Here is a 23666-nt window from a genome sequence, read left to right on the forward strand (position 1 = left end):
CTTAAGTGCGTGTCGGTTACACGGCCGAAATATAAACGAATTTTAAATCAAACGGTTAAAATTCCGGCGCGACTTAGTTTGACAAACAAAAACGGTTTTAGACAAATTAGGGAACCGGCTTGACTGACAGCCGGTTCCCAATGCAAATATACCACAAATTTAAATTGAAAGTTCCCCATAGAGTATAAGCAATACTCTTAGAATACCTGATTAGTATGAAAGTAGAATTAGCTGTAGAGCCGCTTGGATCGTGGATTGAGACCAACGGCAAACCTCTGATCATTGCGGGGCCCTGTAGCGCTGAAACCGAAGATCAGTTAGTTGAAACGGCTCGCCAATTGAGTACATTGGGAGCAGTACATGCCCTTCGTGCGGGTGTATGGAAGCCTCGGACACGTCCGGGTAGTTTTGAAGGTATGGGCGAAGCGGCTCTCCCCTGGCTTCAGCGGGCAAAAGCCGAAACAGGTCTGCCCGTTGCCGTGGAGGTAGCTACCCCCGAGCATATCGAGCTGGCGCTGAAATATGGTGTCGATATTCTATGGATTGGTGCTCGTACCACTGTGAATCCATTTAACGTACAGGAAATTGCGGATGCGCTTCGCGGTGTCGATGTGCCGGTATTGATCAAAAATCCGGTAAATCCGGATCTGGCTCTTTGGGTAGGTGCGTTTGAACGGATTGCCGGAGCGGGTATCAAAAAGCTGGCGGCTATTCACCGGGGCTTTGCAACGGGCGAATCCAGCAAATATCGGAATGTACCTATGTGGCAAATGGCCATTGAGCTGAAATCGATTTTCCCACAACTCCCCATCATCGGTGATCCAAGCCACATGGCGGGTAAGCGGGCCTATCTGAACGAACTGGCGCAGATGGCCATGGATCTCAACTACGACGGTCTAATTGTTGAATCGCACATCGATCCCGACAAAGCATGGAGTGATGCTGCCCAGCAGTTGACTCCAGCCGCTTTTGGTGACATGCTCGATCATCTGGAAATTCGTCAGGTTGAATCGCAGAACCTGGAGTTTCAGAGCTTTACCGAACAGTCGCGTCGTAGCATCGATAATGTAGACCGTCAGATTGTTGAAATGCTGGCTGCCCGTATGGCACTGGTGGAGCGGCTGGCCGAATATAAGCGTGACAATAACGTGACGCTGTTCCAGCCTGAGCGTTGGAAAGAGATTCTGAAAACGCGTACCGAATTAGGTAAAAAACTAGGCTTGTATCCTGAACTGGTGGAAGAAATCTATAAGATCATCCACATGGAGTCGATTCGGAAGCAGACCGAAATCATCCACAACACCGCACAGAGCGCGTAGTTAGATTGATATAAGCCGTAAAAAAGGTAGACTCGTACAGGAGGTAACACCCTCAGTGTACGAGTCTACCTTTTTTTACAGGCTAGCCTTTTATCGGAGTCTTAGCGAGAGGATCGAGTTATTATAGCCAGCAAAACAGCCTAGCCCACCATCAATGTTGCTGGGTATCAGAACCGGCTCGGCAAATGGATTGTTGCGGGAGCGATTTTGTCGGATGATGGCCTCTCGGTAGCGATAATACGGCTCGCTTACAGTCATTAGATTAATGGATACACTTGCCAATCGGTAGCGTTGATAAAAGTTAAGGTCTTGGCTACCTGGCGACTGACTGGATGTTAAATAGGCCCTCCCCGAAACCATCGTAGTTCCATCAATGCCTTCGTCCGAAAATAGTCCCCGGTTGTCATCATCAAACGACAGGTTGCTGGTCCCGTCTGTTCGGCTACAATTGCTGCAATTGACAACGTACTGGAAATTCCCGGATACCTGATAGAAGTTCGTCTGCCCACCAGGGTCCTGCCAGCTTGCCCGAACAAAATACCGCTGATTCTGATTCCGGTTAAGAATCGCATTGGCGTTTGAATCCAGTTTAACAGAGGTAGGCTTGACCGCATAAGGAATGGTACAGGTGCTGGTAGCTTTCTGCCTATCGGCCGTTGTTACGGTCAGTTTATAGGTATGTCCGGCTATGATGGGGAGTAATTTGGCATCGGCACTGTAGTAAAGACGGACCGAATCGCCGGGAAAAAGGGTGTTTTTGTACAGGAGTTGTACGGACCGATCGCCTTCCGATAGCATGACGGTAGCATTGGAGACCGATGTGCCCGACAAATACTGACTGATACTGTCGCCCACCACCGTTCGGGAGCGGGTCACATTGGCCGTTAGAGCCACATCCTGGGGCGATAAAAAGCAACTTACCACCAGTTTGGGTGGGTCAACACCCAATTCACTGGGGTCTACCTCGTTTCGCAGGCCAGTGCAACCGCTAAACAGAATCAGACCAATCAGACTGACGATTCGTAGCGGGAAAGGAATATATAAACGAATGAAGTGGGCCATCAGAATTTGAAATTATAGCTTATTGCCGGAACAATCGGGAAGACTGAATACCGGAACAAGGCAGTACGGGCAGGAGTGGTTGCGGTGGCAGCTACGGATTCGAGTCGATAGAAGAACGGATTCCGACGGTTATACAGGTTGTAAGCACTAATTTCCCAGGTCCGTTCGTGGTGCTTTTTCTGTTTGTGAAACTGAATGCTCACATCAAATCGGTGGTAAGGTTCGGCTCGAAAGGTATTCTTCTGGCTCCCGTAGTCGTCCGAAGTGCGGGGGGTATAAATGAGCGAATTGTCGAGCCGATAGGTGTCATATCGCCCCACGGGTATGGTCAGTGCATTGCCAGTTCCGTATACCCACAGAGCTGATAACGTAATGCGTTTGTTTAGTTCATAAATCCCGACCAGCGAAATGTCGTGTCGACGGTCATAGCGAGGGTAATACGGTTGGCCGCCATTCAGTTCAGCAAATTGCCATTGGGTCCACGACAAGGTATACCCCGCCCAGCCCGAAAATCGCCCTACTTTTTTCTGCAATAGAAATTCGGCTCCGTACGACCAGCCCCGTCCTGCCGTAACATTGTCTTCCCAACGCACGCTGTTGGCATTCGTTGGATCGTTGATCAGCAGAAAACTGGCCCCCTCCTTGTAATTGATGATATTATTCATCTGCTTGTAATACCCTTCAACGGTCAGGGTTAGCCCACTGTTGGTGAAATCTTTGGCGATGCCAGCGGCTACCTGTTGACTTTGCTGGGGTTTTACCCGGTCGGTGGTGGGCACCCATAGATCGGTAGGCAGGCCGATACCCGTGTTCGACAGCAGATGAACATACTGATTCATCAGCGCATACGATGCCTTGATCGACAGATCGGGCTTCAGGGTATAGGCGGCTGAGAGACGAGGTTCGGGTCGGAGATAACGGATATTCTGGCCCGAAAAATAACTCAGACGGATACCACCATTCAGACGCCAACGGGTGGAAGGCCGCCAGGTGTCTTCGGCATATACACCCGATTCCAGTACATCAATATTCGTGGCATTATCGATCGACTGGCGGATGGTGGCATTTTGAAGGACAACGGCACTGGGGGTAAAGCGATGGTAAATACCCTGAATGCCTGCCCGGATCGAGTGCTGAGGAGTTGGGTAAAAATCGAAATCGTACTTGAGTGATAAATCCCGGATGCCCGAATTGTAGAACAGTGAATACACCGCCGTATCCTGCGTACTTTTTTCGACCGACGAAATCTGGAATTTATAGTCGCTGAAAATGAGCGATAGATTTGAAAATAGCTTCTGATTGATCAGGTGGTTCCAACGAAACGTACCCGTGGCATTGCCCCAGCTTAGGCCTGTGTCTGTATTAAGCACTTTATCGTTGGCGTAAAAGCGATCGCGGCCGAAATAACCACTGAGGTAGACTTTGTCCTTGGGAGTCAGGTCGTAATTGGCTTTGGCATTCAGGTCGTAGAAATAATAGCCCGCATTCAGTTGCCCATTGGTTTGGGCATTAATCACTGGTGCGCCTACAAAATCGAGGTAGGTGCGCCGGCCCGAAATCAGGAAAGAGCCAGAACGCTGGCCCGGCTTTCTATTTTTTGTCAGCGGCCCTTCCAGAACCAGCCGTGAGGCAATGAGTCCAATACCTCCCTCGCCGTGCAATTTCTCCCGATTTCCATCCTTCATATTCAGGTCGATAACTGATGAAAGACGCCCGCCATACCGAGCCGGAAACCCGCCCTTTATTAATTCAACACTTTTGATCGCATCGCCATTGAAAACGGAGAAGAAGCCAAACAGATGGTTGGCATTATACACAACGGCATCGTCCAGAATGATCAGGTTCTGGTCGGGACCACCCCCGCGCACATAGATTCCGGTTTGCCCTTCAGAGCCTTTCTGTACGCCCGGCATGAGCTGAAGCACTTTGAGTACGTCTTTCTCGCCCAGAAAAGCCGGTATTTTTTTGATTTGGGTTACGGGAACATCAATGGTGCTCATACGGGGACTTTCGCTGACCTTCTCGACGGTGTTCTTTGCCTTCACCTCAACCTCCGCCAGCGACTGACCGGGCTTTAATAAAACATGCTGCGTTTGGTTCGATCGCAGACTTACCGTGTAGGCAATGCTTTCATAACCGACAAATGAGAAAGCCAGGCGTAGGCTATCCTGTGCGGGCAGCGTCAGCGAATAAAAACCGTAAGTATTGGTGGTTGTCCCCGTGGTAGTGCCCGGCAAATACACGCTTACCCCGATCAGGGCTTCGCGGCTCCCTGCTTCCCGCACATAGCCACTAATGGTGAAACGATTGCCCGACTGAGCATACAAAAGACAGGGGAACAAGATTGAAATAAGCAGACTTTGGAAACGTACGGGCATTGACCAGACGACTAAATGAGTAAAGCGGACAAAATGAATTAAGGAGTGCTGAGTCTGTAAACGATAAAACGTTTCGCTAGCTAAATTATGTTATACAAGTAAGAAAGAACAGGTGCTTATTCAGAATCCATACGGCTGTTTTTTAGTCGATTACTAAACAAAAGAACGGCATGAACGGTAATACAACCGACGGCACCTGTCGTGTAAAGACCTGAATAGCTATGCTTACGTTCGATAAACTTTCGCTCAATATACCCGATACCTCCAAACCACGCGTTGTCATTATTGGGGGCGGCTTTGGCGGTATGAATTTAGCCAAAGCCCTGCGCGATGCCGATGTGCAGGTGGTGCTGTTCGACAAACAAAATTACAACGGTTTCTGGCCACTGCTTTACCAGGTAGCTACGGCTGGTCTGGAGCCCGACGCGATTGCCGAGCCGTTCCGAAAAATGTTCGATGGGTACGACGATTTTCACTACCGGATGGTACGGGTCAGCAGAATAGACCCCAAAACAAAAACCGTAACGACCTTCATCGGCGACCTTCATTACGACTATCTGGTCATTGCCACCGGAGCCAAGTCTAATTTTTTTGGCAACGAGCAAATCCAGAAATATTCGTTTCCGCTGAAAACCATCCCCGAAGCTCTCAACGTCCGAAGTCAGTTTTTACAATGTTTTGAGCAGGCTAGTGTCACTACTGATCCTGAAGAACGGAAAGGTTTACTCACCTTCGTCATTGCCGGAGCCGGTCCTACCGGGGTCGAAATGGCGGGTTCGCTGGCTGAAATGCGCAAACATGTACTTCCCTGCGATTATCCAGGCCTGGATTTCAGCGAGATGAACATCATTGTGGTCGAGGGCCTCGGTAAAGTCTTACCGCCCATGTCGGACGAAGCCGGGCAAAAGGCGCAGCGCTATCTGGAAGATTTGGGGGTCATTGTTAAGCTGAACACACTGGTTGACTCATACGATGGCGAAACCGTAACCTTTAAAGGGGGCGAAAAAATTAAAACGCAAACGCTCGTCTGGGCGGCTGGCGTAACAGGGGCGCTGATTGAAGGTATTCCCGCCGAGGCCACCGAGAAGGGGCGGATTCTGGTCGATCCGATCAACCGGGTGCAGGGGCTAACCGATGTATTTGCCATTGGCGATATTGCCTTTATGAAGCTGAACGATTACCCGAAAGGGCATCCGGGTGTAGCACAGCCAGCTATTCAACAGGGTAAGCACTTGGCTAAAAACCTGAAACACCTGATGAAAAACGAGCCAACCACTCCCTTCGAATACTTCGACAAAGGGTCGTTGGCTATTGTAGGCCGTAGCCGGGCTGTAGCCGATTTACCCGGCAAGCTGCATTTAGGCGGATTCGTTGCCTGGATGGCCTGGCTATTTGTGCACATCTGGTATCTGGTCGGCTTCCGTAGCAAACTGATCGTATTCAGCAACTGGATTTACCGACTATTCACGTATCAGCGAGGTACACGCATCATTATCCGCCCGTTTGTTCGCAAGGATGATAAAGTTGGACAGGAAATTATGGCCCACAACGAAATGAGCTAAACGCTTAATGAACGAACGGTTCAGAAAAAGAATGATGCAGTTTGTTATAACTCGGCCTAACAAACTGCATCAAAATGATTTTTTAACGTGCACTAGGCTCTACCGCTTGCCGAGTGGGAAATTGAACCCAAAAGCATATTTGTATTGCAACGAATAAAAATGATGCGTCGCCAGGCCCTGCTGGTCGGCTCCTAAACGAGTGTTGGTATAGTCGGCCCAGGCCCCCTGAACATCGGTTTGCAAAAAGAAATACCGGAATAGGTCGAGCTTTAACCCTCCACTCATAGCCGCTACTACGCCATGAAAATGAAAGGGACCTTCCTGCTGATTGCCCAGTATGGTCGAGATGGTATAGGAAATAAGGGCACCACCACCGACTTTTCCGATGGCACTGAGCTGAAGATGTTTGCTCTGCCAGAGCTTATGGCGCTTCACCAGATTGAGCATCAGATAATTGTTGCCGTTGGTATGCTGTAAATGCACAAAATCGGGCGTAACGAGCGTGTCTTTATCGATCTGATGACCGCGTATCTGGCCCTGCACGTGTATAACCTGATTGTCCGTAACAATGTACTTCAGGTGGTCCCAGCTTAGCTCAATGCCCAGGTCGTGCTTGTCGTTGAAAAAATAGCCCAGGTTCATGTCGTACTGGGGCACGGTCAGATTATCGAGCCGGTAAAAGTCTTTCATGTCGGCCCGGTCGTGCGCACTGGCTTTTATAAAGGTGAAATCGTAATTATCGGTAGTGGTATTGCGGAAGTGGATCGTGCTGCGGGAGTAGGACTCACGGTTGTACCCCCAGGTGAAGTAAAGGCTACCACGCATTTTGCCAAGTTTTACTGTATTCTGGGGCGGTGATGTTTGGGCGTAGATAGATTGCAAGCAGCAACAGAAAACAATACCAGACAGTAGAGCTTTTAGGTCCATGAAGTACAATTACGGTATAGTGAATGATGGTTACCTAAACGTGGGTAGGAAACACATGATACAAAATACGTATTGTCTGCATAAAGTTCCCTAAGTGTCTATAAATGAAGAGGTAATCATGTTATTGGCTACCTCTTCATTTATACCTCACTAACCATGGATATTACCACCCAGGGCGTCCGTACCCATAATGACCACCATAGGATCTGGGAGGGGGTGGGGGCGGGATACGATGACGATGGTAACCATATTGACGACCAGCACTATACGTGGGTCTGCTGTAGTAGGTGGTGCAGCTACTGATGGATAGCACCAGCATCAGCACGGTTATATATCCGAACCATTTTACCGTTTGCATAGCCTTAAATCGGTTTTGTGTAAAATCATTTGTTAGAGTATAAGCAGCCCCAATCGATTAAAGTACATACATTAATCTTTGGTTAAACTTGTCGGGCCAACGCGGATTAACGCGATTCCCAAACGTTTATCGCATATTCGCGTTCTTTATTAAAACGCTGCCTAATTCCATGCGCTATCAAACCTTTCGCACAGCTTACCTGGCAGGGGCTTTTGTTTTTCTGTCGGTTTCGCTGCCTGCTCAATCCCTATCTGACACCACTAAGGGCGGCCCACTTGACCTGGGCAAGATGTGGACCTTCGATAATCCACCCTCCGACTTTTTTCAGAAGACCTATAGCTTCAAGGCCGACCAGCAATGGTTCGATGAAGCCCGATTGGCTTCGCTGCGATTTGCCGATTACTGTTCGGCTTCGTTTGTGTCGGCTAATGGCCTTGTTATGACGAATCATCACTGTGCCCGCGAGTCGGGGACGGGGGTTACACGTAAGGGCGAAGACCTGAATGCTACTGGCTTCTGGGCCAGGACGGCGGCTGACGAACGAAAAGTAGACGGTCTGTTCGTGGATCAGTTGGTGAAAATCGAAGACATCACGAAACGGGTACAGGACGCCATGAACGCCACCAATTCGGAGCAGGCGCAATTGCAGGCTCGTGAACAGGTGTTTTCAGATATTAAGCAGGAATTTGGCCAGAAAGAAGGCTGGAAAGGGCTGGAGCTACAAACCATTACCTTTTACAATGGTGGGCGGTATTCACTATATGGATTCAAACGCTATACCGATGTACGACTGGTGTTCATGCCCGAATTGCAGCTTGGCTTTTTCGGTGGGGACTATGACAATTTTACCTACCCCCGTTATGCCCTCGACTGCTCGTTTTTCCGGGTATACGACAAGGGCAAACCCTTACAAACCACACACTATTTCAAGTTCAACCCCAATGGGGTGCGCGATGGCGAACCCATTTTCGTGATTGGAAACCCCGGTCATACCGAACGACTCAAAACCGTTGCCGAACTTGAATTTGACCGGGATTTGCAAACCCCAGCTACCATCCAATTGCTGCGTAATCGTTCGGCTGCGTTGCAGGCTTACAATGCAACGGCTAAGAGCGATAGCGTATTGAACGAAATTTTCAGCCTGGAAAACAGCCTGAAAGCCTATGGCGGCCAGCTAGAAGGACTGCGCGATCCCAGTCTGCTGGAGCGGAAGGCCGTTTTTGAAAATCAGTTTAAGGCAGCCGCGAAAGCTAAAAATCTCCCGGCCGATCAACTCAAAACCTGGGATGAGATCGCATCGAATACGGCCCAGCTTCGGAGTGTGTTTAAAGATGCCAGTTATCTCGGGCCCAGCGAACAGACCATGGGCGAACTGATGACTTTCGCCAATCTGGTGACCCAATACAGTGAAATTCTGGCAACGAGGCCGCAGGATGCTGAACGGGCAAAGCCGTTGATGGTTGTCCCGACGATAAAAAATCTGGCCCTGGATCAGGCGTATCTGGCAGCGCATCTCTCCGAAGCGCAACAGGCCCTGGGGAACGATGATCCATACGTAAAATTAGCCCTGACCGGACCCGATGGTAAATCCCGTACGCCTAAAGAAGCAGCCGCTTATTTATTCAAAAATACAAAGCTGCTCGACCCGGCTTTTATCAGCGAATTGGCCACACGCCCGAATGCCGCCAGTGCTTCGAACGACCCTATGCTGGCACTGGCAAAAATTGGCTTCCCACGGTATCGGACAGCGGCCCTACAGGCCCGGCAAATCAGCCAGCGTCAGGAAGTATTGCGTGGGCAGTTGGGACGGATGTTATACGACGTGTACGGAACAGCTGTGCCCCCCGACGCAACGTTTTCGCTTCGGATCAACGACGGGGTGGTTAAATCCTACAATTATAACGGTACCAAAGCCCCAATTATGACCACTTTTGCCGGGCTATACGACCGGAACTATTCGTTTGCCGACAAAGCCCCCTGGGACTTGCCCGCTCGCTGGAAAACCCCACCGATGGAGTTGCTCAGGCAACCGATGTGCTTCATTTCGACCAATGATATTATCGGCGGCAACTCGGGTAGTCCGATGATCAATAAAAATCGGGAAGCGGTTGGGCTGGCCTTTGATGGCAATATGGAAAGCTTACCGGGCGAGTTCATTTTCGTACCCGATGCCAACCGGACCATTTCGGTACATACGGGGGGAATCGTTGCTGCGCTTAGATATATCTATAAAGCTGACCGACTAGTAACCGAACTAACAGGCACGGGTCTACCCGCTAAACCAGCAACGGCCAAAAAGAAATAATACGATATAGAAGGGCAAACGAAACTACCCCGACGGGAACGTATCGGTTGCACCGGAGAAAACGAAGCAATGCAAACTCCCCGAAAGTTTAGTACTTTCGGGGAGTTTGTGTTTTAACAGCTCCAACCTGATTATGACAAAGTCTGAAATCCCGGTAATGCCCGATTTTTTCGACCGATATATCAATCTGGCCGATAATGTTTTTCTGATTGATGCCCTAACGGAATCCGCTTCGTTCGAAACTCTAATTCCGGCCTATAAACTCGAAGCTCTTGGCGACCGTCGGTATGCACCGGGCAAATGGCTGGTAACCGACATCCTGCAACACATTATTGATAACGAGCGCATTATGACTTATCGGGCTTTGCGCTTCGCCCGTAACGACAAAACCGAACTACCCGGTTACGACGAAGAACTGTTTGGTCAAACCGCCAATGCCAGCCGCCGGACAGTGGCTGATCTGTATGAAGAGTACGCTCTGGTACGGCAGTCCAGCATTGCGCTCTTCAAAAGCTTCGACAACGATATGCTCCTCCGAACAGGCATTTGTTTTCATAGGACCATCTCGGTGGTGGCGCTGGGCTTTGTGCTGGTCGGCCATGCCAAACACCATGTGAACATCATCCGTGAACGCTATTTACCGCTCCTTTCATAAACAAACTATGCTGAAACGAATCCTCCTCTTTACCGCTATTTCGGCGCAGATTGCTGTTGCCCAAACAAAGTCAAAAGTAACCGTAACCGATCTGACTCGCATCAAGCAGGTTGGCGGTATTGAACTGTCACCCGATGGCAAACAAGCCGTTTATACGATCACGACCATCGAGCCGAACCCCGATCAGAAAGTGGATGGCCGCCCCGAAGAATACGATTACAAAACCCATATTTACCTGACCAGCCTGAAACCGGGTGATTCGCGGGCGCTGACGCATGGCCCGGAGTCGGCTCGGCAGGCGGTTTGGGCTCCCGATGGCAAGCAACTGGCGTTTGTTCGGACGGTGAAAGGCAAAAGCCAGATTTTTATTATGCCATTGGATGGGGGCGAAGCCTGGCAACTGACCAATAGCAATTACGGAGCATCAAACCCGCTCTGGTCGCCCGATGGCAAGCGGATTGTGTTTACAGGGGGGGTAACCATGAACCAGATGCTTACCGATTCGTTGCTAAATCCTACTAAAGGTGGGCCATCCTGGTCGTTGGAAAAACCCGGTTTTGCCAATAACGATTTCGTAAAGGTCGATAAGAAAATAAAGCCTAACCCCGATGGTTCTTTGGCCGAAATCCGGGCCTATCTGGCAAAGGATGTAGAGGATAAAAAAGCCAAGGTTATAAATCGGCTTAATTTCCAGGGCGAAGCGACGACCGAGCCAGATATTACCTTTCAGCATCTATATAGCATGGACGTAACCGAGGGAGCAAAGCCCAAGCCGCTCACACGGAGTTACAAATCCTATCAGGCGGCTAACTGGCTTCCGAATGGGCAGGGCTTGCTGGCCGTTACCGACCGCGATTCGCTGAAACATCCCGACCGGGAGCAGGACAACGCCATTGTATTTATTCCGGCCGACGGATCGGGTAAGCTAACGACCGTATTGGGTGAAGCGGGTAAGAGCTACGGGTCGCCTGAAATTTCGCCCGATGGCAAACAACTGGCCTTTCTGGTAAGTCCGTCCGAAGGGGTTAATTTCTCACAAATTGGTTTAGCTACGTTGACTGGTGCTACCGCTTCCAATCCGCAACTTGTTTCGTTCGACCGGGCGGCTGGTAATCTGGTCTGGACGGAAGTGACTACCGCTGCTAAAGGAAAAAAAGCTCCTTCCAGCTACGCCATTTATTTTACAGCTTCGTCGAATGGGGGAGTACCTCTCTATAAGCTTGACCCAGCAACCCGGCAGGTCACACAATTAACCGATTTTGAAACAGGGGTTACGGCTTTCGATGTAGCCAACAGCCAGGTGGTTTTTGCGAAGACAGAAGTAGCTAATCCATCCGAGCTGTACCTTGCCGATGCGTCGGCCAAGTCGCAAACAAAACTGAGCAGTCATAACGATTGGGTAGCCCAGCGCCAGCTCAGCTTCCCCGAAAAACATACCTACAAAAATTCGCTGGGGCAAACCGTCGACTACTGGATTATGAAGCCCGCTTTTTTTGAGGCTTCTAAAAAGTACCCGTTGTTGCTCAATATGCATGGTGGGCCAACAGCCATGTGGGGGCCGGGTGAAGCGTCGATGTGGCATGAGTTTCAGTATATGTGCTCGCAGGGCTATGGCATTGTGTATGCCAATCCGCGCGGATCGGGCGGGTACGGTATCGCTTTCCAGCGGGCCAACATCAAAGATTGGGGAACTGGCCCTGCTGAAGATGTGCTGGCAGCCGAAAGTGCTGCAGCCAAAGAAGCCTGGGTCGATACCAGTCGGCAGGTCATTACGGGGGGCTCGTATGCAGGTTATCTGACGGCCTGGATTGTTGGACATGACAACCGCTTTAAGGCTGCGTTTGCGCAACGCGGTGTGTACGATCTGACCACTTTTTTGGGCGAAGGAAATGCCTGGAGATTAGTTCCTAATTACTTCGCCTATCCCTGGACGCCCGAAGCCAAAGTACTGGATGCCAATTCGCCGTACACATTCGTACAGAATATCAAAACGCCATTATTGATCAAACATGGTGAAAACGACCTCCGGACAGGGCCGATCCAGAGCGAAATGATGTATAAAAGCCTCAAAATTCTCGGTCGCCCGGTTGAATATGTACGAATGCCTGGCGCTACGCACGAACTGAGCCGCTCCGGTAATGTTCGTCAGCGAATTGACCGACTGCTTCGCATTTACGAATTTTTTGAGCGGTATATAGGGCCTGAAGCACAGGGTCTATCGCAGAAATAACAGAAGCTTAATAGAGCCGTATCGATAGAACGCAGATGATTATGATCGTTATGATTCGTTAAGACCATAATCATCTGCGTTCTATTAATACGGCTCTAGTTATTCCGTCATGAAAAACTGTGTATTGCTGATCATTTTTGGGTTTTGGAGAATTGCGTCATATGCGCAGCCAACGCCCGACTCAATCCAGGTCAAAAAAGCGAACTGGCGAACAACCCGTATAACCCGGCAAGTCGTTTGGCAGGAAGCGCATTTCGATAGCCTGTTTGGGGCAAAACAGAACATTAATCTGGTCGTATTGAAAAATCGGCGTCGAAGCCCGACGGTAGCCCTGGCTTCGGCGGGAGACAGTTTGAAACCCACAAGCTGGTTTGGTGAGCGGTTTGGAGCGCTGGTTGCTCTGAACGGTACTTTCTTCGATACTAAAAACGGTGGCTCGGTCGATCTGATAAAAGTGGATGGGAAACTGATGGATACGACCCGCATTACGGGTAAAACCCTTATCGAGCATCAGCAGGCGGCCATCGTCATTCATAATAATCAGGTAAGGATTGTTTTTGGTGGTAATACACCCGGCTGGGATCGCCAGCTTTCGGAAGAAAATGTGATGACGACCGGACCGCTTTTGCTGCAAAACGGTGAACCGCACAAGCTACTGGTCAATGCCTTCAACGACAACCGCCATCCTCGCACCTGTCTGTGTATTGCCCCGGGTAAACGATTGATTCTGGCAACGGTGGATGGGCGGAACGCCAATGCACAGGGAATGAATCTTCATGAGTTGACGAACTTCATGCGCTGGCTAGGTTGTCGTGATGCCATCAATTTTGATGGAGGAGGGTCCACAACGCTCTGGATCAGGTCGGTAGGGAAGGGCAGTCAGGGAGTTGTCAACTATCCATCCGATAGCAAGCAGTGGATCCACACTGGCGAGCGACCTGTTAGTAATGCGCTGATAATCCGATAGTCTAAACATTGACCAAAGTCATCGACCGAACACTCAAGCGAAATAACATCGTAGTATTTATTTCAATAAGTTTACCGCTGTTATTGGTCTTAGACACATACCCTTATGCGCTTACTTCTTTTTAGCCTACTCTTAACAGCAACAGCCTCATTTGGCCAGATTGCAAACGACAATACCCTGGCCGCTCAAGTTGATGGTAAGGACTTTACGACGCAGCCACGCCGAATCCGGATTGGTAATTACTGGTGGATAACCGCGAATACGGTCAAACCCGATAAATCACTTCGAATCTGGCTGGGCAGCTTCAATGGTGAGGATGCACTCGAACCTGGTACCTACGTGGTGGTCGATGCCCGTGACCCGTATCGGAAAGAGTACCGCAAAAAATACGAAGGACTGGAGAAATATAAGGGCATTGCCGCGATCCGCTACATCGAAGAAACCCGTGAGCCCCGCATGGAGTATCACGTAGGCGATTCGCAGAATAATGATGAAACCGTTGTGGTAACCAAAGCTACCGATGGAACGCTGGAAGCTACATTTTCGGGGAAACTGGCCGGAACCTACTGGAAAGAGAAAGCATCCGCTACGGTTTTCGGTGGCGTGGGCCGACTGATGAGTAAAATGGAAGACAAAGCCATTACGAAGGCATCGGGCTATGATTCTGACATTGATCCTGAAGGAAACGGGTACAAAAAGCAGGACAAGAAAGACGAAATCGCCATTTCGAACGGAAAAATTCGGCTCAAAATCAAATAAGCGATTGCGCGGAATTAGTTTGTGAACCGCTAAGGCGCAATAGCCACAAAGAATTGCCCATCAATAATTCTTTGCGGCTATTGCGCCTTAGCGGTTTATTTTTGCTGACTATTAACCAACGGATATGAGCGACCACCAAAAGACTGAAGCGCTGGAAGAGGCCCATAAGTTTCGCTACTGGAAAAGCCAAATGGAAGCGAATGGTATGAAAATCAATACGGTCAACGATTTCTACATTCGTCGACGGCACAATGGCGAGGTACTGTTTGCTATGCTCGAAGTGGATGCCGACACGCCCGAAGGGGATAAAATTCCACCTGCCCTGTTTTTGAAAGGCCACGCAGCTTCCATGCTGGTTTGCCTGATCGACAAAGACACGAAAGAAAAATTTGTGGTACTGGTTAAACAACGGCGCATTGCCGATGGCTCTCAAATCTATGAACACCCAGCCGGTATGGTCGATGCCAGCGATGCGGCCGATGAGGTTGCTGCCCGTGAGATCGGTGAAGAAGTAGGTCTGGTTGTGACGGCCAGTGAACTAACTAAATTAAACCCACGGGTTTGGTATCCGAGTACGGGCACCAGCGACGAGGGCATGCATTTTTTCTACGTCGAGCGCGAAATGGCGCGGGAAGAAATCATGTCGTTCCACCACAAGAATATGGGAAGTGAGTCGGAGCACGAACGTATTGTCAGTGTGGTGGCAACCATTCCCGAATCGCATAAGCTGATTACCAACGTCAATGGCCTTTTACTTAATTTCCTCTACTTACAACACATTGGCGATTATGAGACGATGAAATTGTTGTAGTTTAGTTTTCATCAAACGATAACCATTTCTACTTCCTAAGACACTATGGACGAATTTATGCAGGAGGCCATTCGTCAGGCCCGGAAAAGTTTAAGTGAAGGCGGCATTCCTATCGGGTCTTCGCTGGTCAAAAATGGTGTGTTGGTAGCGTCGGGACATAACAAGCGGGTGCAGGAAGATAACCCGATTCTGCATGGCGAAATGGATTGCCTGAACAATGCCGGACGCGTGGGGTCGTTTAAAGACACCGTTATTTATTCGACGCTGATGCCCTGTTATATGTGTGCCGGAACCATTGTCCAGTTTAAAATTCCGAAAGTTATTGTTGGCGAATCCCGTACGTTTCCGGGTGCTCGTGAATTCATGGAGCAACACGGCGTTGAAGTTATTGACCTCGACTTGCCGGAGTGCGTTGAGATGATGGAGCAGTTTATCGCCGAAAAACCAACTCTCTGGAATGAGGATATTGGCGAATTGTAAAAGGCCATAGTAAGTTACCTTTGTCTGCTTAAATCGTCACATGGCTGTCTTCTTAACGAGTTAGCCTTGTGACGATTTTAAAGCATATAGTTTGGGTAACGATGTACCTTTGCTGCATAACGGCATCGCTGGCACAACGCTCCAGAATCTGGGCCGAACAGCCGGGAACCTGGCTGCTCCATGCCGGTTTGGGGATTACCCACTATACTGGCGATCTGGCCCAGTTTGGGAACCTGGCCCATCTGCAACTGGGGGGAGCGTTCAACCTGGCTGCTTCCTATCGAGCCTCGAATCGACTTTCTTATCGGTTCGAGGCTCAGTTGTACTATATCTACGCCCAGCAGAAATATACCCGCAACTACTATAACAACCTGTCGTTTCGGAGCCTGAATCCAGATGTATGGGGTGGCGTACAGGTCGATTTCTGGCCTATTGATGATCCCTACCGGGCTACCATTCCTTACGTATTGGTAGGTGCAGGGGTAACGTATATGACACCCAAAGCCATTTATCAGGGCCAGTCAGTAAGTTTAGCACCGCTTCAAACCGAAGGAGTTGCGTACAATCGACTGGCGGGAATTGCGCGATATGGGCTGGGTATCCCCTTGCTGGCAACCGAACGATTTCGAGTCAATCTGGAAGGTACGTATACGCATGTTCTGAGCGATTATCTGGACGATGTCAGTTCATTCTATCGGGACAAAACGGGCATGAGTGCATTAGGAGCCGCTTTAGCCGACCGACGTGCCGAATTGGGGACAACGCTTAATCTGCCTGGAGAAATACGGGGCAATACGGGTAAAAATGACGGTTATTTCGTGATAATGGGTCGGCTGGTATTTGTGATCATTACCCCAGGTCAGCGAAGTTACCGCCGGATGATTGGACGTTAGGGTTTTGAGGGCTTTTGCTTTATTTTTGGCCTCTCACTTAGCAGAACTGACCCTGCCCCACCCGAATGAGTCCAGCAATTTTTGTTGATGCCCTTCAAGCCGAACTACAGAACCTACAATATGGCGAGTCCCCGCCAGAACTCTACGACCCGATTCGGTACATTATGAGCCTGGGTGGCAAGCGGATGCGACCCCTGCTGACATTAATGGCGGCTTCCCTTTTCACCGACCATTGGCAAAAAGCCGTACGGCCTGCGCTGGGCGTGGAAGTATTTCACAACTTCACACTCATGCACGACGACATTATGGACCAGGCGCCTTTGCGTCGGGGGCAACCTACCGTGCATGAAAAATGGAACGGAAACGTGGCCATCCTATCGGGCGATGTCATGCTCGTCAATGCCTATCAATTGTTGCTGGATGTAGAAACGGAACGACTTAAACCTGTATTGGAGCGGTTTAGTAGAACAGCCGCCGAAGTCTGTGAAGGCCAGCAGATGGACATGAATTTTGAGACACGCTGGGATGTGACCGAGAGCGAATATATTGACATGATACGTCTGAAAACGTCGGTACTGCTCGGCTACGCGCTCGAATTGGGTGGGCTTATTGCCGGGGCCGATGCCGAGACAACCCGGCATTTATATGAAGGCGGCATGAACATCGGCATTGGTTTTCAGTTAAAAGATGATCTACTGGACGTATATGGCGACCCGGCCAAGTTTGGTAAACAGGTAGGGGGCGATATTATCGCAAATAAAAAAACGTTTCTACTGATTGAAGCATTGCAGCAGGCAAAAGGGCCTTTGTTGGCAGAATTGACGGGTTGGCTTACGAAAACCGAATTCGATAAACGCGAAAAGGTAGAAGCGATTACTTCTATTTACGACCAACTGGGTATTCGCCAGCAAACCGAAGCGCGTATTAATGATTATTTTGCCCGGGGGTTTGTCAACTTCGATCAGATAAAAGCAAATACGGATCGAAAAAATGTGTTAATTCAATTTACCCGGCAATTGGTCGAACGAGAAAGCTGAAAATAGGTATGATGCTTCCTGTATGATCCATCATGCTTCGTATATACAACATTATGAGTATTACACTATTAATCATTGTGGTTACGGTCATCATCAGTATGATGGCCTGGCGAGATTACAGTCTGATGGACCGTTGGGTGATGAATCCATATCAGGTGATGAACCGAGGTCAGTACTATCGGCTTATAACCTCCGGGTTTTTACATGCCGATTGGGGCCACCTGATCTTTAACATGCTCAGCTTCTATTTCTTTGGCGGCTTTATCGAGCAGGTTTTTTATGCGCTGTTTGGTGGGAGTGGTCCCATTTATCTGATCGGATTTTATTTGGTAGCCATTATAGTTTCGGATATTCCGACGCTGCTCAAGAACCGAAACAATCCGAGTTATAACTCACTTGGGGCTTCGGGCGGAGTATCGGCCATTATTTTTGCTGGCATCCTGTTCAGGCCGCTAAACCCCATTTACCTGTTTTTTATCCCGATTGGGATTCCCGGCTTCATTTTCGGCCCTTTGTATCTGGCCTATTCTTACTATGAATCGCGCAGAGGTATGAGTGCCATCAATCATGATGCACACTTCTACGGGGCGTTGTTTGGGGTTTTATTTATGATTATTGTGTACCCACCTGTGCTTTCCCAGTTCATCGAACAGATTGCGGGCTGGCGTCTGTTTTAGCCCTTACTATGTTCCGATTCCTCAACCAACCTTATCCATCTGAGGACTCGCCGGGTCGGGAGTTACAAAAAGCCGTAGGTATCGGTTTATTCGTTGGCCTGTTTCTATGGGTGTTTCAGCCGTTTGGGATCACCAATTGGGATACGCCCTATAAAGACCTGAAAATTGCGGGATTTGGCGTGGTAACATTTCTGGTCACAGCGTTCAATTTCATAGTCTGGCGACGGTTGTTTCCCCGACTATTCAGCGAAGAGCAGTGGACCGTTGGCCGGGAAATACTCTTCATTACAGCTAACATTCTGCTTATCGCCATTGCGAACCAACTGTACTTAGGGAATCTATTAGGTGCCTCCAGGCATAGTGGGATGAGTTGGTTCAGCTCCATAGTAATCACGTTTTCGGTTGGGATCTTTCCGGTTGTGGGGCTGGTATCGCTCAACTACATCCGACAGCTAAAGAAGTATAGTGAGGCTGCTGCTACATTGCCTGTTCATAATATGCCTGCCCAAGAGCCACCAGTCGAAAAGGAGCCGGAAGTAGGAACGAATCCGCAGTCTACGCATTTGCTGGTCCTGTTGGCTGATAATGAGAAAGATAGCCTGACTTTAGCCGTCAATGACCTGCTATACATCGAATCGAGCGATAATTACTGTACGGTTGTTTACCTCAGCCATGACCGGATTATGAAACCGCTTCTGCGTAGTAGCCTGAGTCGTCTGGAAAAACAGATTGCCCAACCTCATATTGTTCGGTGTCATCGATCTTACGTAATCAATCTGAACCGGGTTGAGCGTGTAACGGGTAATGCTCAGGGCTACAAGCTGCACGTACTCGGTGGCCAGTTTCAGATTCCTGTAGCCCGGCAGTACAACGAAACCCTGGTAGCGGAGTTGAAAGCCTTGTAAATTAACCCACCGTTCGTCCCTAACGGCAATTAAGTTTGTCAAATGTCCCTTAGGATGCTGTTTACCCCTTTTCAGAGCCGGTAATGCGCTGGTCGTTGTAGGTTTGCCTCAACAAACAACAAGCCGAAAACGGTCATGAAAACGCTTCTTAGCTCACTACTTATAGCGCATATTGCCACGGGCTCTATTGCCTTACTGGTTGGTCTGATTCCCATGTTCTCCCAAAAAGGGAGCCGTCTGCATAACCGTGCCGGACTCGTCTATGTCTACTGTATGATAACCGTTGCCATTACGGCATTGCTCCTATGTGGCTTACAACCTTTTAAAATGATGCGCCTGTTTCTGACCGGCATTGCTGTATTCAGTTTTTACCTGAGCATGACGGGCTGGCGGGCTACCAAGCAGAAGAAGTCGGGCCCATCTTCGTTCGATAAAGGGCTTACCTTCGTCACGCTGGCAGTTAGTTTGGCTATGATCGGCTTTGGTGGGTATCTATTGATAACCTACGGGGCTTCGTTTTTCCCCATCCTATTTTCGTTCTTCGGGATACTGACCCTGGTATTCGCTGGGCGTGATCTACAGTTTATGGCAAGACCTGTTGAAAAAATGCATTGGTTTTTTCAGCATTTTACCCGTATGGGTGGTTCATACATCGCTACATTCACGGCAGCATTGGTTGTGAATATGGGACGCATGCTGTCATCTGACTCGCCCGAATGGCTATTTACCGCTGGTTGGATAGCGCCTACGCTCGTAGGAAGTATGTTGATCGGGTATACAGTACGGTATTATAAACTAAAATTCAGTGCTACTAAGCACATGGTTGGTGCCTAGCTGGCTATAAATCGATTGATTGCCCTTCTATTTCTTCTGGTACTTTTCGCTCATCGGAGTCTGGAGCATTGTTGTCGCCGGAACCTCTTCAGGCCGATCTGGAGCCAGTGCGAATATCCTGGAAACCCGGCATTCCGGTTGTGTTTACTACCGATCGGTGATAGCCTGCGTTAGCGATTCGAGCGTATTATTCGCCAAATTCAATGGCTGAATTAGTCAGGAAACGTATGATTGGCTTTTTCAAGCAGAATGAACATAACTAGTACTTAGGTATATGATTTAAGCAGGGCTGATGGCTTTGAAAAGCAGCAGCCCTGCTTAAATCATATACCCTTACTTGACGGGTAGAGACAGCGTACAGGTCTGCCCACCAAAATTGAGCGCAAAAGTGGCTGTGCCAGTTCCTGAGGGTGTTCCAGTGATGTTAAAGACTATCGTTCCATCGCCTTTGGCCAGATTGCCTGATACCAAGGTCGCAGTCAGACCTGTCACACCGCTTGATGCGATGGCCGTGCCCGCCGTATACGATCCGCCATTACCACCTATATAAGGCACTGTAGCGGTCGCGGTATAGGCTGTACCGCTAACGGCAGAAGCAGAAAATACGGCTGATGCGCAGGTAAGTCCAGAAATCGCTGGTGTTACGGTAGTCGAACCAGGCGAAGTGACGGGGAGAGCCAGTGTGCAGGTCTGCCCACCAAAATTGATCGCGAAATTGGCCGTGCCAGCCGCTGAGGGTGTTCCAGTGATGTTGTAGACTATACTTCCATCACCTTTGGCCAGATTACCTGCTAGTAAGGTCGCAGTCAGACCTGTCACGCCACTTGACGCGATGGCACTACCCGCGGCATACGATCCGCCATTGCCACCTGTATAAGGCACCGTAGCGGTCGCGGTGTAAGAAGTACCGCTAACAGCCGTAGCAGAAAACGTGGCTGATCCACAGGTAAAGCCAGAAATGGCTGGTGATACGGTAGTCGAACCGGGTGAGGTGACGGGTAAAGATAGGGTACATGTCTGCCCGCCAAAATTGAGCGCGAAATTGGCCGTTCCTGTTCCTGATGGGGTTCCAGTGATGTTATAGACTATACTCCCATCACCATTGGCCAGATTACCTGGTATTAATGTCGCATTCAGGCCTGTCACACCACTTGATGCGATGGCACTACCTGTGGCATAGGAGGCCCCATTGCCACCCCTGTAGGGAACCGTAGCGGTCGCGGTATAAGAAGTACCGCTGACAGCCGTAGCAGAAAATGTGGCTGATCCGCAGGTAAAGGCAGAAATTGACGCCGAAGAGGGCGTTAAGTCATTTTCTGTTTTTTTGCAGGAGATCACCGTCACGAGCCCTAACATGAGAGCTATCAAAATTGATAAATACGAGGTTCTCATTTTTAAAATCCAGTAATATGATTAGTTGTTAGTACGATGATGTAAACTCCATCTCGGCAAAAGTGTTAGATACCTTATTCGCCACTCAGGTACTTTTAGAGCATAGGTAAGTAGACCGCATAGCCAATAACGACTAAATAAATAGCCCGGTAACCCGGCTTGTTTAACAGGCCAGTTACACACGTTAGGCGTAGGTAATCAAGTGTTTCGATTCCTGTATGGCCTACAAATGGCTTTGAGAACGTCGGTTAGCCGGACTGAGAAACAGGTGTGTTATACCTACACCATATAGCCCCAAAGAAATTATCATACGGTAAGTTGACGGTATTGGCCAATGACAGAAATGCCGCACCGAATACACGAACGGCCGATTATCGGCGCGAACAGAACCGTGCTACGTTTATTGGCGAAGAAAGCGGAGGAAGCCGATTGGTAAGTGCGGGTATGCAGGTAGCTTTCTTCCGGCTAACGTTGTGGCTAAAGGGGCCTGCGTTTCAGGGAGTTCACACGACTAAAATGCCGAACAACCGACCTGGTGTTCAGCCCTGTGTTGTTGTGAACGAGTGGCCGTTGAACAGCGATCGGGCCTGGAAAAAGCACTGGAGTGACCTTGGCAAACCGAGAGTCTCGTTGCGGCAAGTTTAATGGTTTACTGAGTCATCAGCTTTTTGGCAACGGGTAATGCCTGCTCAGCCCATTGTTTCATTTGCTTGCCTGAATAATGCAGGCCATCCGAAGCAAATTGCGTTACGTCGCCAGCCGCCGAACGGGTCAGGGGCGTAATATCGACGAAAGCGACATGAGCTTTCTGGCATTCTTCTTTACCGATTGTATTGAACAGATCAATCTCCTGGGCAATTTTAGCTTTATCGCGTCCTGTTGCAAACGGGGAAGCGCCCCAGTCGGGAATGGAGAGCACAAATACATGCGAGGCTTTTCCACCCGCAAAATGGATAGCAGTTTGAAGCAGCGTTCGAAATTCTGTTCGATACCGATCTGCCGATTGCCCCCGATACTGGTTATTGACACCGATCAACAGTGAAACCAGGCTGTACGTTTTCTGATTACCACTGGCCTTAATAGCGTCCTGGAGTTCGGCAGTGGTCCAACCGGTTCGGGCAATAATAGCTGGGTTGTCTATGCTGATACCCTCTTTGCGAAGCAGCCCAGCGAGTTGAACGCTCCAGCGGTCGGCTTCGCCAACGCTTTCGCCAATGGTATACGAATCGCCAAGCGACAAAAAGGAGTAGTTGGCTACGTGGTCTGTCATCTGAGAAACGTCCGCTACATCGTGGGGCCAGATCAGTAGGAGAGGGGCAAAGAAAACCAATAGTTTGTGCATCGTGATACAGGTATTTTCGCCCCTTGTTCCAGCCAATCAGGACTTGTTATACAGTTTGATTATCGTTTCGCGTGTCATCTGGCCCGTATCGCTAAGCAGGAAGCCAATCGTTTCGGCAATGTTTCGGGCCGGTATCCACGTACTGGTATCAGCATCAGGCATCGCTTCCCGATTGGTGGGCGTATCGATGGTGCTTGGTACAAGTACGGATGCGGTGATGCTTTTGGATTTCCCTTCGGCATTAATTAGATCAGCCAGTTGAAAAACCAACGATTTGCTGAGCGCGTAGGCGACCACATTTTTTCCGTCGGTAGGGCGAAGCGCCGGACGGGCCCCGATCAAGATGAACTGTCCTCCGCCCTGGGCCTCGAATCGACTCATCAGCGGTTTAACCAAATTGAACGCCGACAGAAAATTGATGTCAAACATCTTTTGTATAAGCCTGCTATCGGTTTCCTGAAAGCTACCCATGGCAAAACCACCCACCAGTAAAACAGCCGCCTGGATGTCAGTGGATTGGTGCGCGGATAAGTAGTCAGCAACGCTTTTTTCATCGATTGCGTTTACCACGCTGGTGCTCACGTTCGCTAAGTCTCTGAACGCATCCAGATGGCGGTCTGAGCCTACTGTTGCCAGAATGTTGTACCCCTGTTCATGCAAATAAGCCACCACATCCTGTCCTAAGCCGCCCGATGCGCCCGTAATCAATATTGTTTTCATAGTAGTAATGAATTTGCCTACTCAACAGAATGATGCAAAATAGGGTTTTAAAC

Annotated in this window: 21 protein-coding genes; 15 read left to right on the top strand and 6 right to left on the bottom strand. The window is 49.4% G+C overall.

The genetic code is table 11. The annotated features are described in order from the left end of the window. Positions 1-215: 215 nt before the first annotated feature. Positions 216-1319 carry a chorismate mutase gene (locus B153_RS0132250; protein ID WP_020600888.1) on the top strand — a complete coding sequence of 368 codons (1104 nt, stop codon included), beginning with the start codon at positions 216-218 and terminating at the stop codon, positions 1317-1319. 90 nt (positions 1320-1409) lie between these two features. Here the strand turns inward: B153_RS0132250 and B153_RS0132255 are convergent, their stop codons facing one another. Both B153_RS0132255 and B153_RS0132260 read right to left on the bottom strand, forming a co-directional pair. Beyond that, entirely contained in the window at positions 1410-2381 is a 972-nt protein-coding gene (locus tag B153_RS0132255; protein ID WP_020600889.1) for a DUF4249 domain-containing protein, read from the bottom strand. After that, positions 2381-4759 carry a TonB-dependent receptor gene (locus B153_RS0132260; RefSeq protein WP_020600890.1) on the bottom strand — a complete coding sequence of 793 codons (2379 nt, stop codon included), beginning with the start codon at positions 4757-4759 and terminating at the stop codon, positions 2381-2383. Before B153_RS0132260 ends, B153_RS0132255 begins: the two co-directional genes overlap by 1 nt. A gap of 221 nt (positions 4760-4980) precedes the next feature. Between B153_RS0132260 and B153_RS0132265 the strand changes: the two genes are divergently transcribed. Continuing rightward, the gene (locus B153_RS0132265; RefSeq protein WP_020600891.1) at positions 4981-6321 is read left to right on the top strand and encodes an NAD(P)/FAD-dependent oxidoreductase; all 1341 of its coding nucleotides are present in this window, start codon (positions 4981-4983) and stop codon (positions 6319-6321) included. Between the two features lie 99 nt (positions 6322-6420). On the opposite strand, the gene B153_RS0132270 is transcribed toward B153_RS0132265, so the two are convergent. After that, entirely contained in the window at positions 6421-7146 is a 726-nt protein-coding gene (locus tag B153_RS0132270) for a hypothetical protein (RefSeq protein ID WP_020600892.1), read from the bottom strand. Positions 7147-7775: 629 nt separating this feature from the next. On the opposite strand from B153_RS0132270, the gene B153_RS0132275 reads away from it, so the two are divergent. From B153_RS0132275 to B153_RS0132330, 12 genes are all read left to right on the top strand, one after another. Further along, positions 7776-9911 (top strand): S46 family peptidase, encoded by a 2136-nt coding sequence (locus B153_RS0132275; protein ID WP_020600893.1) that lies wholly within the window; start codon positions 7776-7778, stop codon positions 9909-9911. 133 nt (positions 9912-10044) lie between these two features. Next, positions 10045-10566, top strand: coding sequence for a DinB family protein (locus tag B153_RS0132280; RefSeq protein WP_026262617.1), 522 nt, complete (start codon positions 10045-10047; stop codon positions 10564-10566). Positions 10567-10573: 7 nt separating this feature from the next. Then, positions 10574-12796 (top strand): S9 family peptidase, encoded by a 2223-nt coding sequence (locus B153_RS0132285; protein ID WP_020600895.1) that lies wholly within the window; start codon positions 10574-10576, stop codon positions 12794-12796. A 109-nt stretch (positions 12797-12905) separates the two neighbouring features. Further along, complete coding sequence (locus B153_RS0132290) at positions 12906-13763, top strand: phosphodiester glycosidase family protein (protein ID WP_020600896.1); 858 nt, start codon at positions 12906-12908, stop codon at positions 13761-13763. A 105-nt stretch (positions 13764-13868) separates the two neighbouring features. Continuing rightward, complete coding sequence (locus tag B153_RS0132295; RefSeq protein ID WP_020600897.1) at positions 13869-14522, top strand: hypothetical protein; 654 nt, start codon at positions 13869-13871, stop codon at positions 14520-14522. 124 nt (positions 14523-14646) lie between these two features. After that, on the top strand, positions 14647-15333 hold the full coding sequence (locus B153_RS0132300; protein ID WP_020600898.1) for an NUDIX hydrolase: 687 nt from the start codon (positions 14647-14649) through the stop codon (positions 15331-15333). A gap of 45 nt (positions 15334-15378) precedes the next feature. Beyond that, positions 15379-15813 (top strand): nucleoside deaminase, encoded by a 435-nt coding sequence (locus B153_RS0132305; protein ID WP_020600899.1) that lies wholly within the window; start codon positions 15379-15381, stop codon positions 15811-15813. Between the two features lie 68 nt (positions 15814-15881). Beyond that, positions 15882-16706, top strand: coding sequence for a hypothetical protein (locus B153_RS0132310; protein WP_245564980.1), 825 nt, complete (start codon positions 15882-15884; stop codon positions 16704-16706). A gap of 65 nt (positions 16707-16771) precedes the next feature. Continuing rightward, a complete protein-coding gene (locus B153_RS0132315) occupies positions 16772-17743 on the top strand; it encodes a polyprenyl synthetase family protein (protein ID WP_020600901.1) in 972 nt (323 codons plus the stop codon). Between the two features lie 53 nt (positions 17744-17796). Beyond that, positions 17797-18420 (top strand): rhomboid family intramembrane serine protease, encoded by a 624-nt coding sequence (locus B153_RS0132320; RefSeq protein ID WP_020600902.1) that lies wholly within the window; start codon positions 17797-17799, stop codon positions 18418-18420. Between the two features lie 8 nt (positions 18421-18428). Beyond that, complete coding sequence (locus tag B153_RS0132325; protein ID WP_020600903.1) at positions 18429-19325, top strand: LytR/AlgR family response regulator transcription factor; 897 nt, start codon at positions 18429-18431, stop codon at positions 19323-19325. A gap of 135 nt (positions 19326-19460) precedes the next feature. After that, entirely contained in the window at positions 19461-20159 is a 699-nt protein-coding gene (locus B153_RS0132330; protein ID WP_020600904.1) for a DUF2306 domain-containing protein, read from the top strand. Positions 20160-20492: 333 nt separating this feature from the next. Here the strand turns inward: B153_RS0132330 and B153_RS38445 are convergent, their stop codons facing one another. Next, positions 20493-21527 (bottom strand): hypothetical protein, encoded by a 1035-nt coding sequence (locus B153_RS38445; RefSeq protein WP_211221726.1) that lies wholly within the window; start codon positions 21525-21527, stop codon positions 20493-20495. Between the two features lie 294 nt (positions 21528-21821). Between B153_RS38445 and B153_RS0132340 the strand changes: the two genes are divergently transcribed. After that, complete coding sequence (locus B153_RS0132340; protein ID WP_157635003.1) at positions 21822-22196, top strand: hypothetical protein; 375 nt, start codon at positions 21822-21824, stop codon at positions 22194-22196. Between the two features lie 4 nt (positions 22197-22200). Here the strand turns inward: B153_RS0132340 and B153_RS0132345 are convergent, their stop codons facing one another. Then, a complete protein-coding gene (locus tag B153_RS0132345; protein WP_083928278.1) occupies positions 22201-22893 on the bottom strand; it encodes an SGNH/GDSL hydrolase family protein in 693 nt (230 codons plus the stop codon). 36 nt (positions 22894-22929) lie between these two features. After that, positions 22930-23613: an SDR family NAD(P)-dependent oxidoreductase gene (locus tag B153_RS0132350; protein WP_020600908.1), complete on the bottom strand. Its 684-nt coding sequence runs from the start codon at positions 23611-23613 to the stop codon at positions 22930-22932. Between the last annotated feature and the right edge of the window lie 53 nt (positions 23614-23666).

The organism is Spirosoma panaciterrae DSM 21099, from assembly GCF_000374025.1.
GTDB lineage: Bacteria > Bacteroidota > Bacteroidia > Cytophagales > Spirosomataceae > Spirosoma > Spirosoma panaciterrae.

What these genes read in the sequence shown, in the direction of transcription:
- B153_RS0132250 (WP_020600888.1), top strand. Translation starts at nt 216, where the DNA reads ATGAAAGTAGAATTAGCTGTAGAGCCGCTTGGATCGTGGATTGAGACC.
- B153_RS0132255 (WP_020600889.1), bottom strand. Translation starts at nt 2,381, where the DNA reads ATGGCCCACTTCATTCGTTTATATATTCCTTTCCCGCTACGAATCGTC.
- B153_RS0132260 (WP_020600890.1), bottom strand. Translation starts at nt 4,759, where the DNA reads ATGCCCGTACGTTTCCAAAGTCTGCTTATTTCAATCTTGTTCCCCTGT.
- B153_RS0132265 (WP_020600891.1), top strand. Translation starts at nt 4,981, where the DNA reads ATGCTTACGTTCGATAAACTTTCGCTCAATATACCCGATACCTCCAAA.
- B153_RS0132270 (WP_020600892.1), bottom strand. Translation starts at nt 7,146, where the DNA reads ATGCGTGGTAGCCTTTACTTCACCTGGGGGTACAACCGTGAGTCCTAC.
- B153_RS0132275 (WP_020600893.1), top strand. Translation starts at nt 7,776, where the DNA reads ATGCGCTATCAAACCTTTCGCACAGCTTACCTGGCAGGGGCTTTTGTT.
- B153_RS0132280 (WP_026262617.1), top strand. Translation starts at nt 10,045, where the DNA reads ATGACAAAGTCTGAAATCCCGGTAATGCCCGATTTTTTCGACCGATAT.
- B153_RS0132285 (WP_020600895.1), top strand. Translation starts at nt 10,574, where the DNA reads ATGCTGAAACGAATCCTCCTCTTTACCGCTATTTCGGCGCAGATTGCT.
- B153_RS0132290 (WP_020600896.1), top strand. Translation starts at nt 12,906, where the DNA reads ATGAAAAACTGTGTATTGCTGATCATTTTTGGGTTTTGGAGAATTGCG.
- B153_RS0132295 (WP_020600897.1), top strand. Translation starts at nt 13,869, where the DNA reads ATGCGCTTACTTCTTTTTAGCCTACTCTTAACAGCAACAGCCTCATTT.
- B153_RS0132300 (WP_020600898.1), top strand. Translation starts at nt 14,647, where the DNA reads ATGAGCGACCACCAAAAGACTGAAGCGCTGGAAGAGGCCCATAAGTTT.
- B153_RS0132305 (WP_020600899.1), top strand. Translation starts at nt 15,379, where the DNA reads ATGGACGAATTTATGCAGGAGGCCATTCGTCAGGCCCGGAAAAGTTTA.
- B153_RS0132315 (WP_020600901.1), top strand. Translation starts at nt 16,772, where the DNA reads ATGAGTCCAGCAATTTTTGTTGATGCCCTTCAAGCCGAACTACAGAAC.
- B153_RS0132320 (WP_020600902.1), top strand. Translation starts at nt 17,797, where the DNA reads ATGAGTATTACACTATTAATCATTGTGGTTACGGTCATCATCAGTATG.
- B153_RS0132325 (WP_020600903.1), top strand. Translation starts at nt 18,429, where the DNA reads ATGTTCCGATTCCTCAACCAACCTTATCCATCTGAGGACTCGCCGGGT.
- B153_RS0132330 (WP_020600904.1), top strand. Translation starts at nt 19,461, where the DNA reads ATGAAAACGCTTCTTAGCTCACTACTTATAGCGCATATTGCCACGGGC.
- B153_RS0132345 (WP_083928278.1), bottom strand. Translation starts at nt 22,893, where the DNA reads ATGCACAAACTATTGGTTTTCTTTGCCCCTCTCCTACTGATCTGGCCC.
- B153_RS0132350 (WP_020600908.1), bottom strand. Translation starts at nt 23,613, where the DNA reads ATGAAAACAATATTGATTACGGGCGCATCGGGCGGCTTAGGACAGGAT.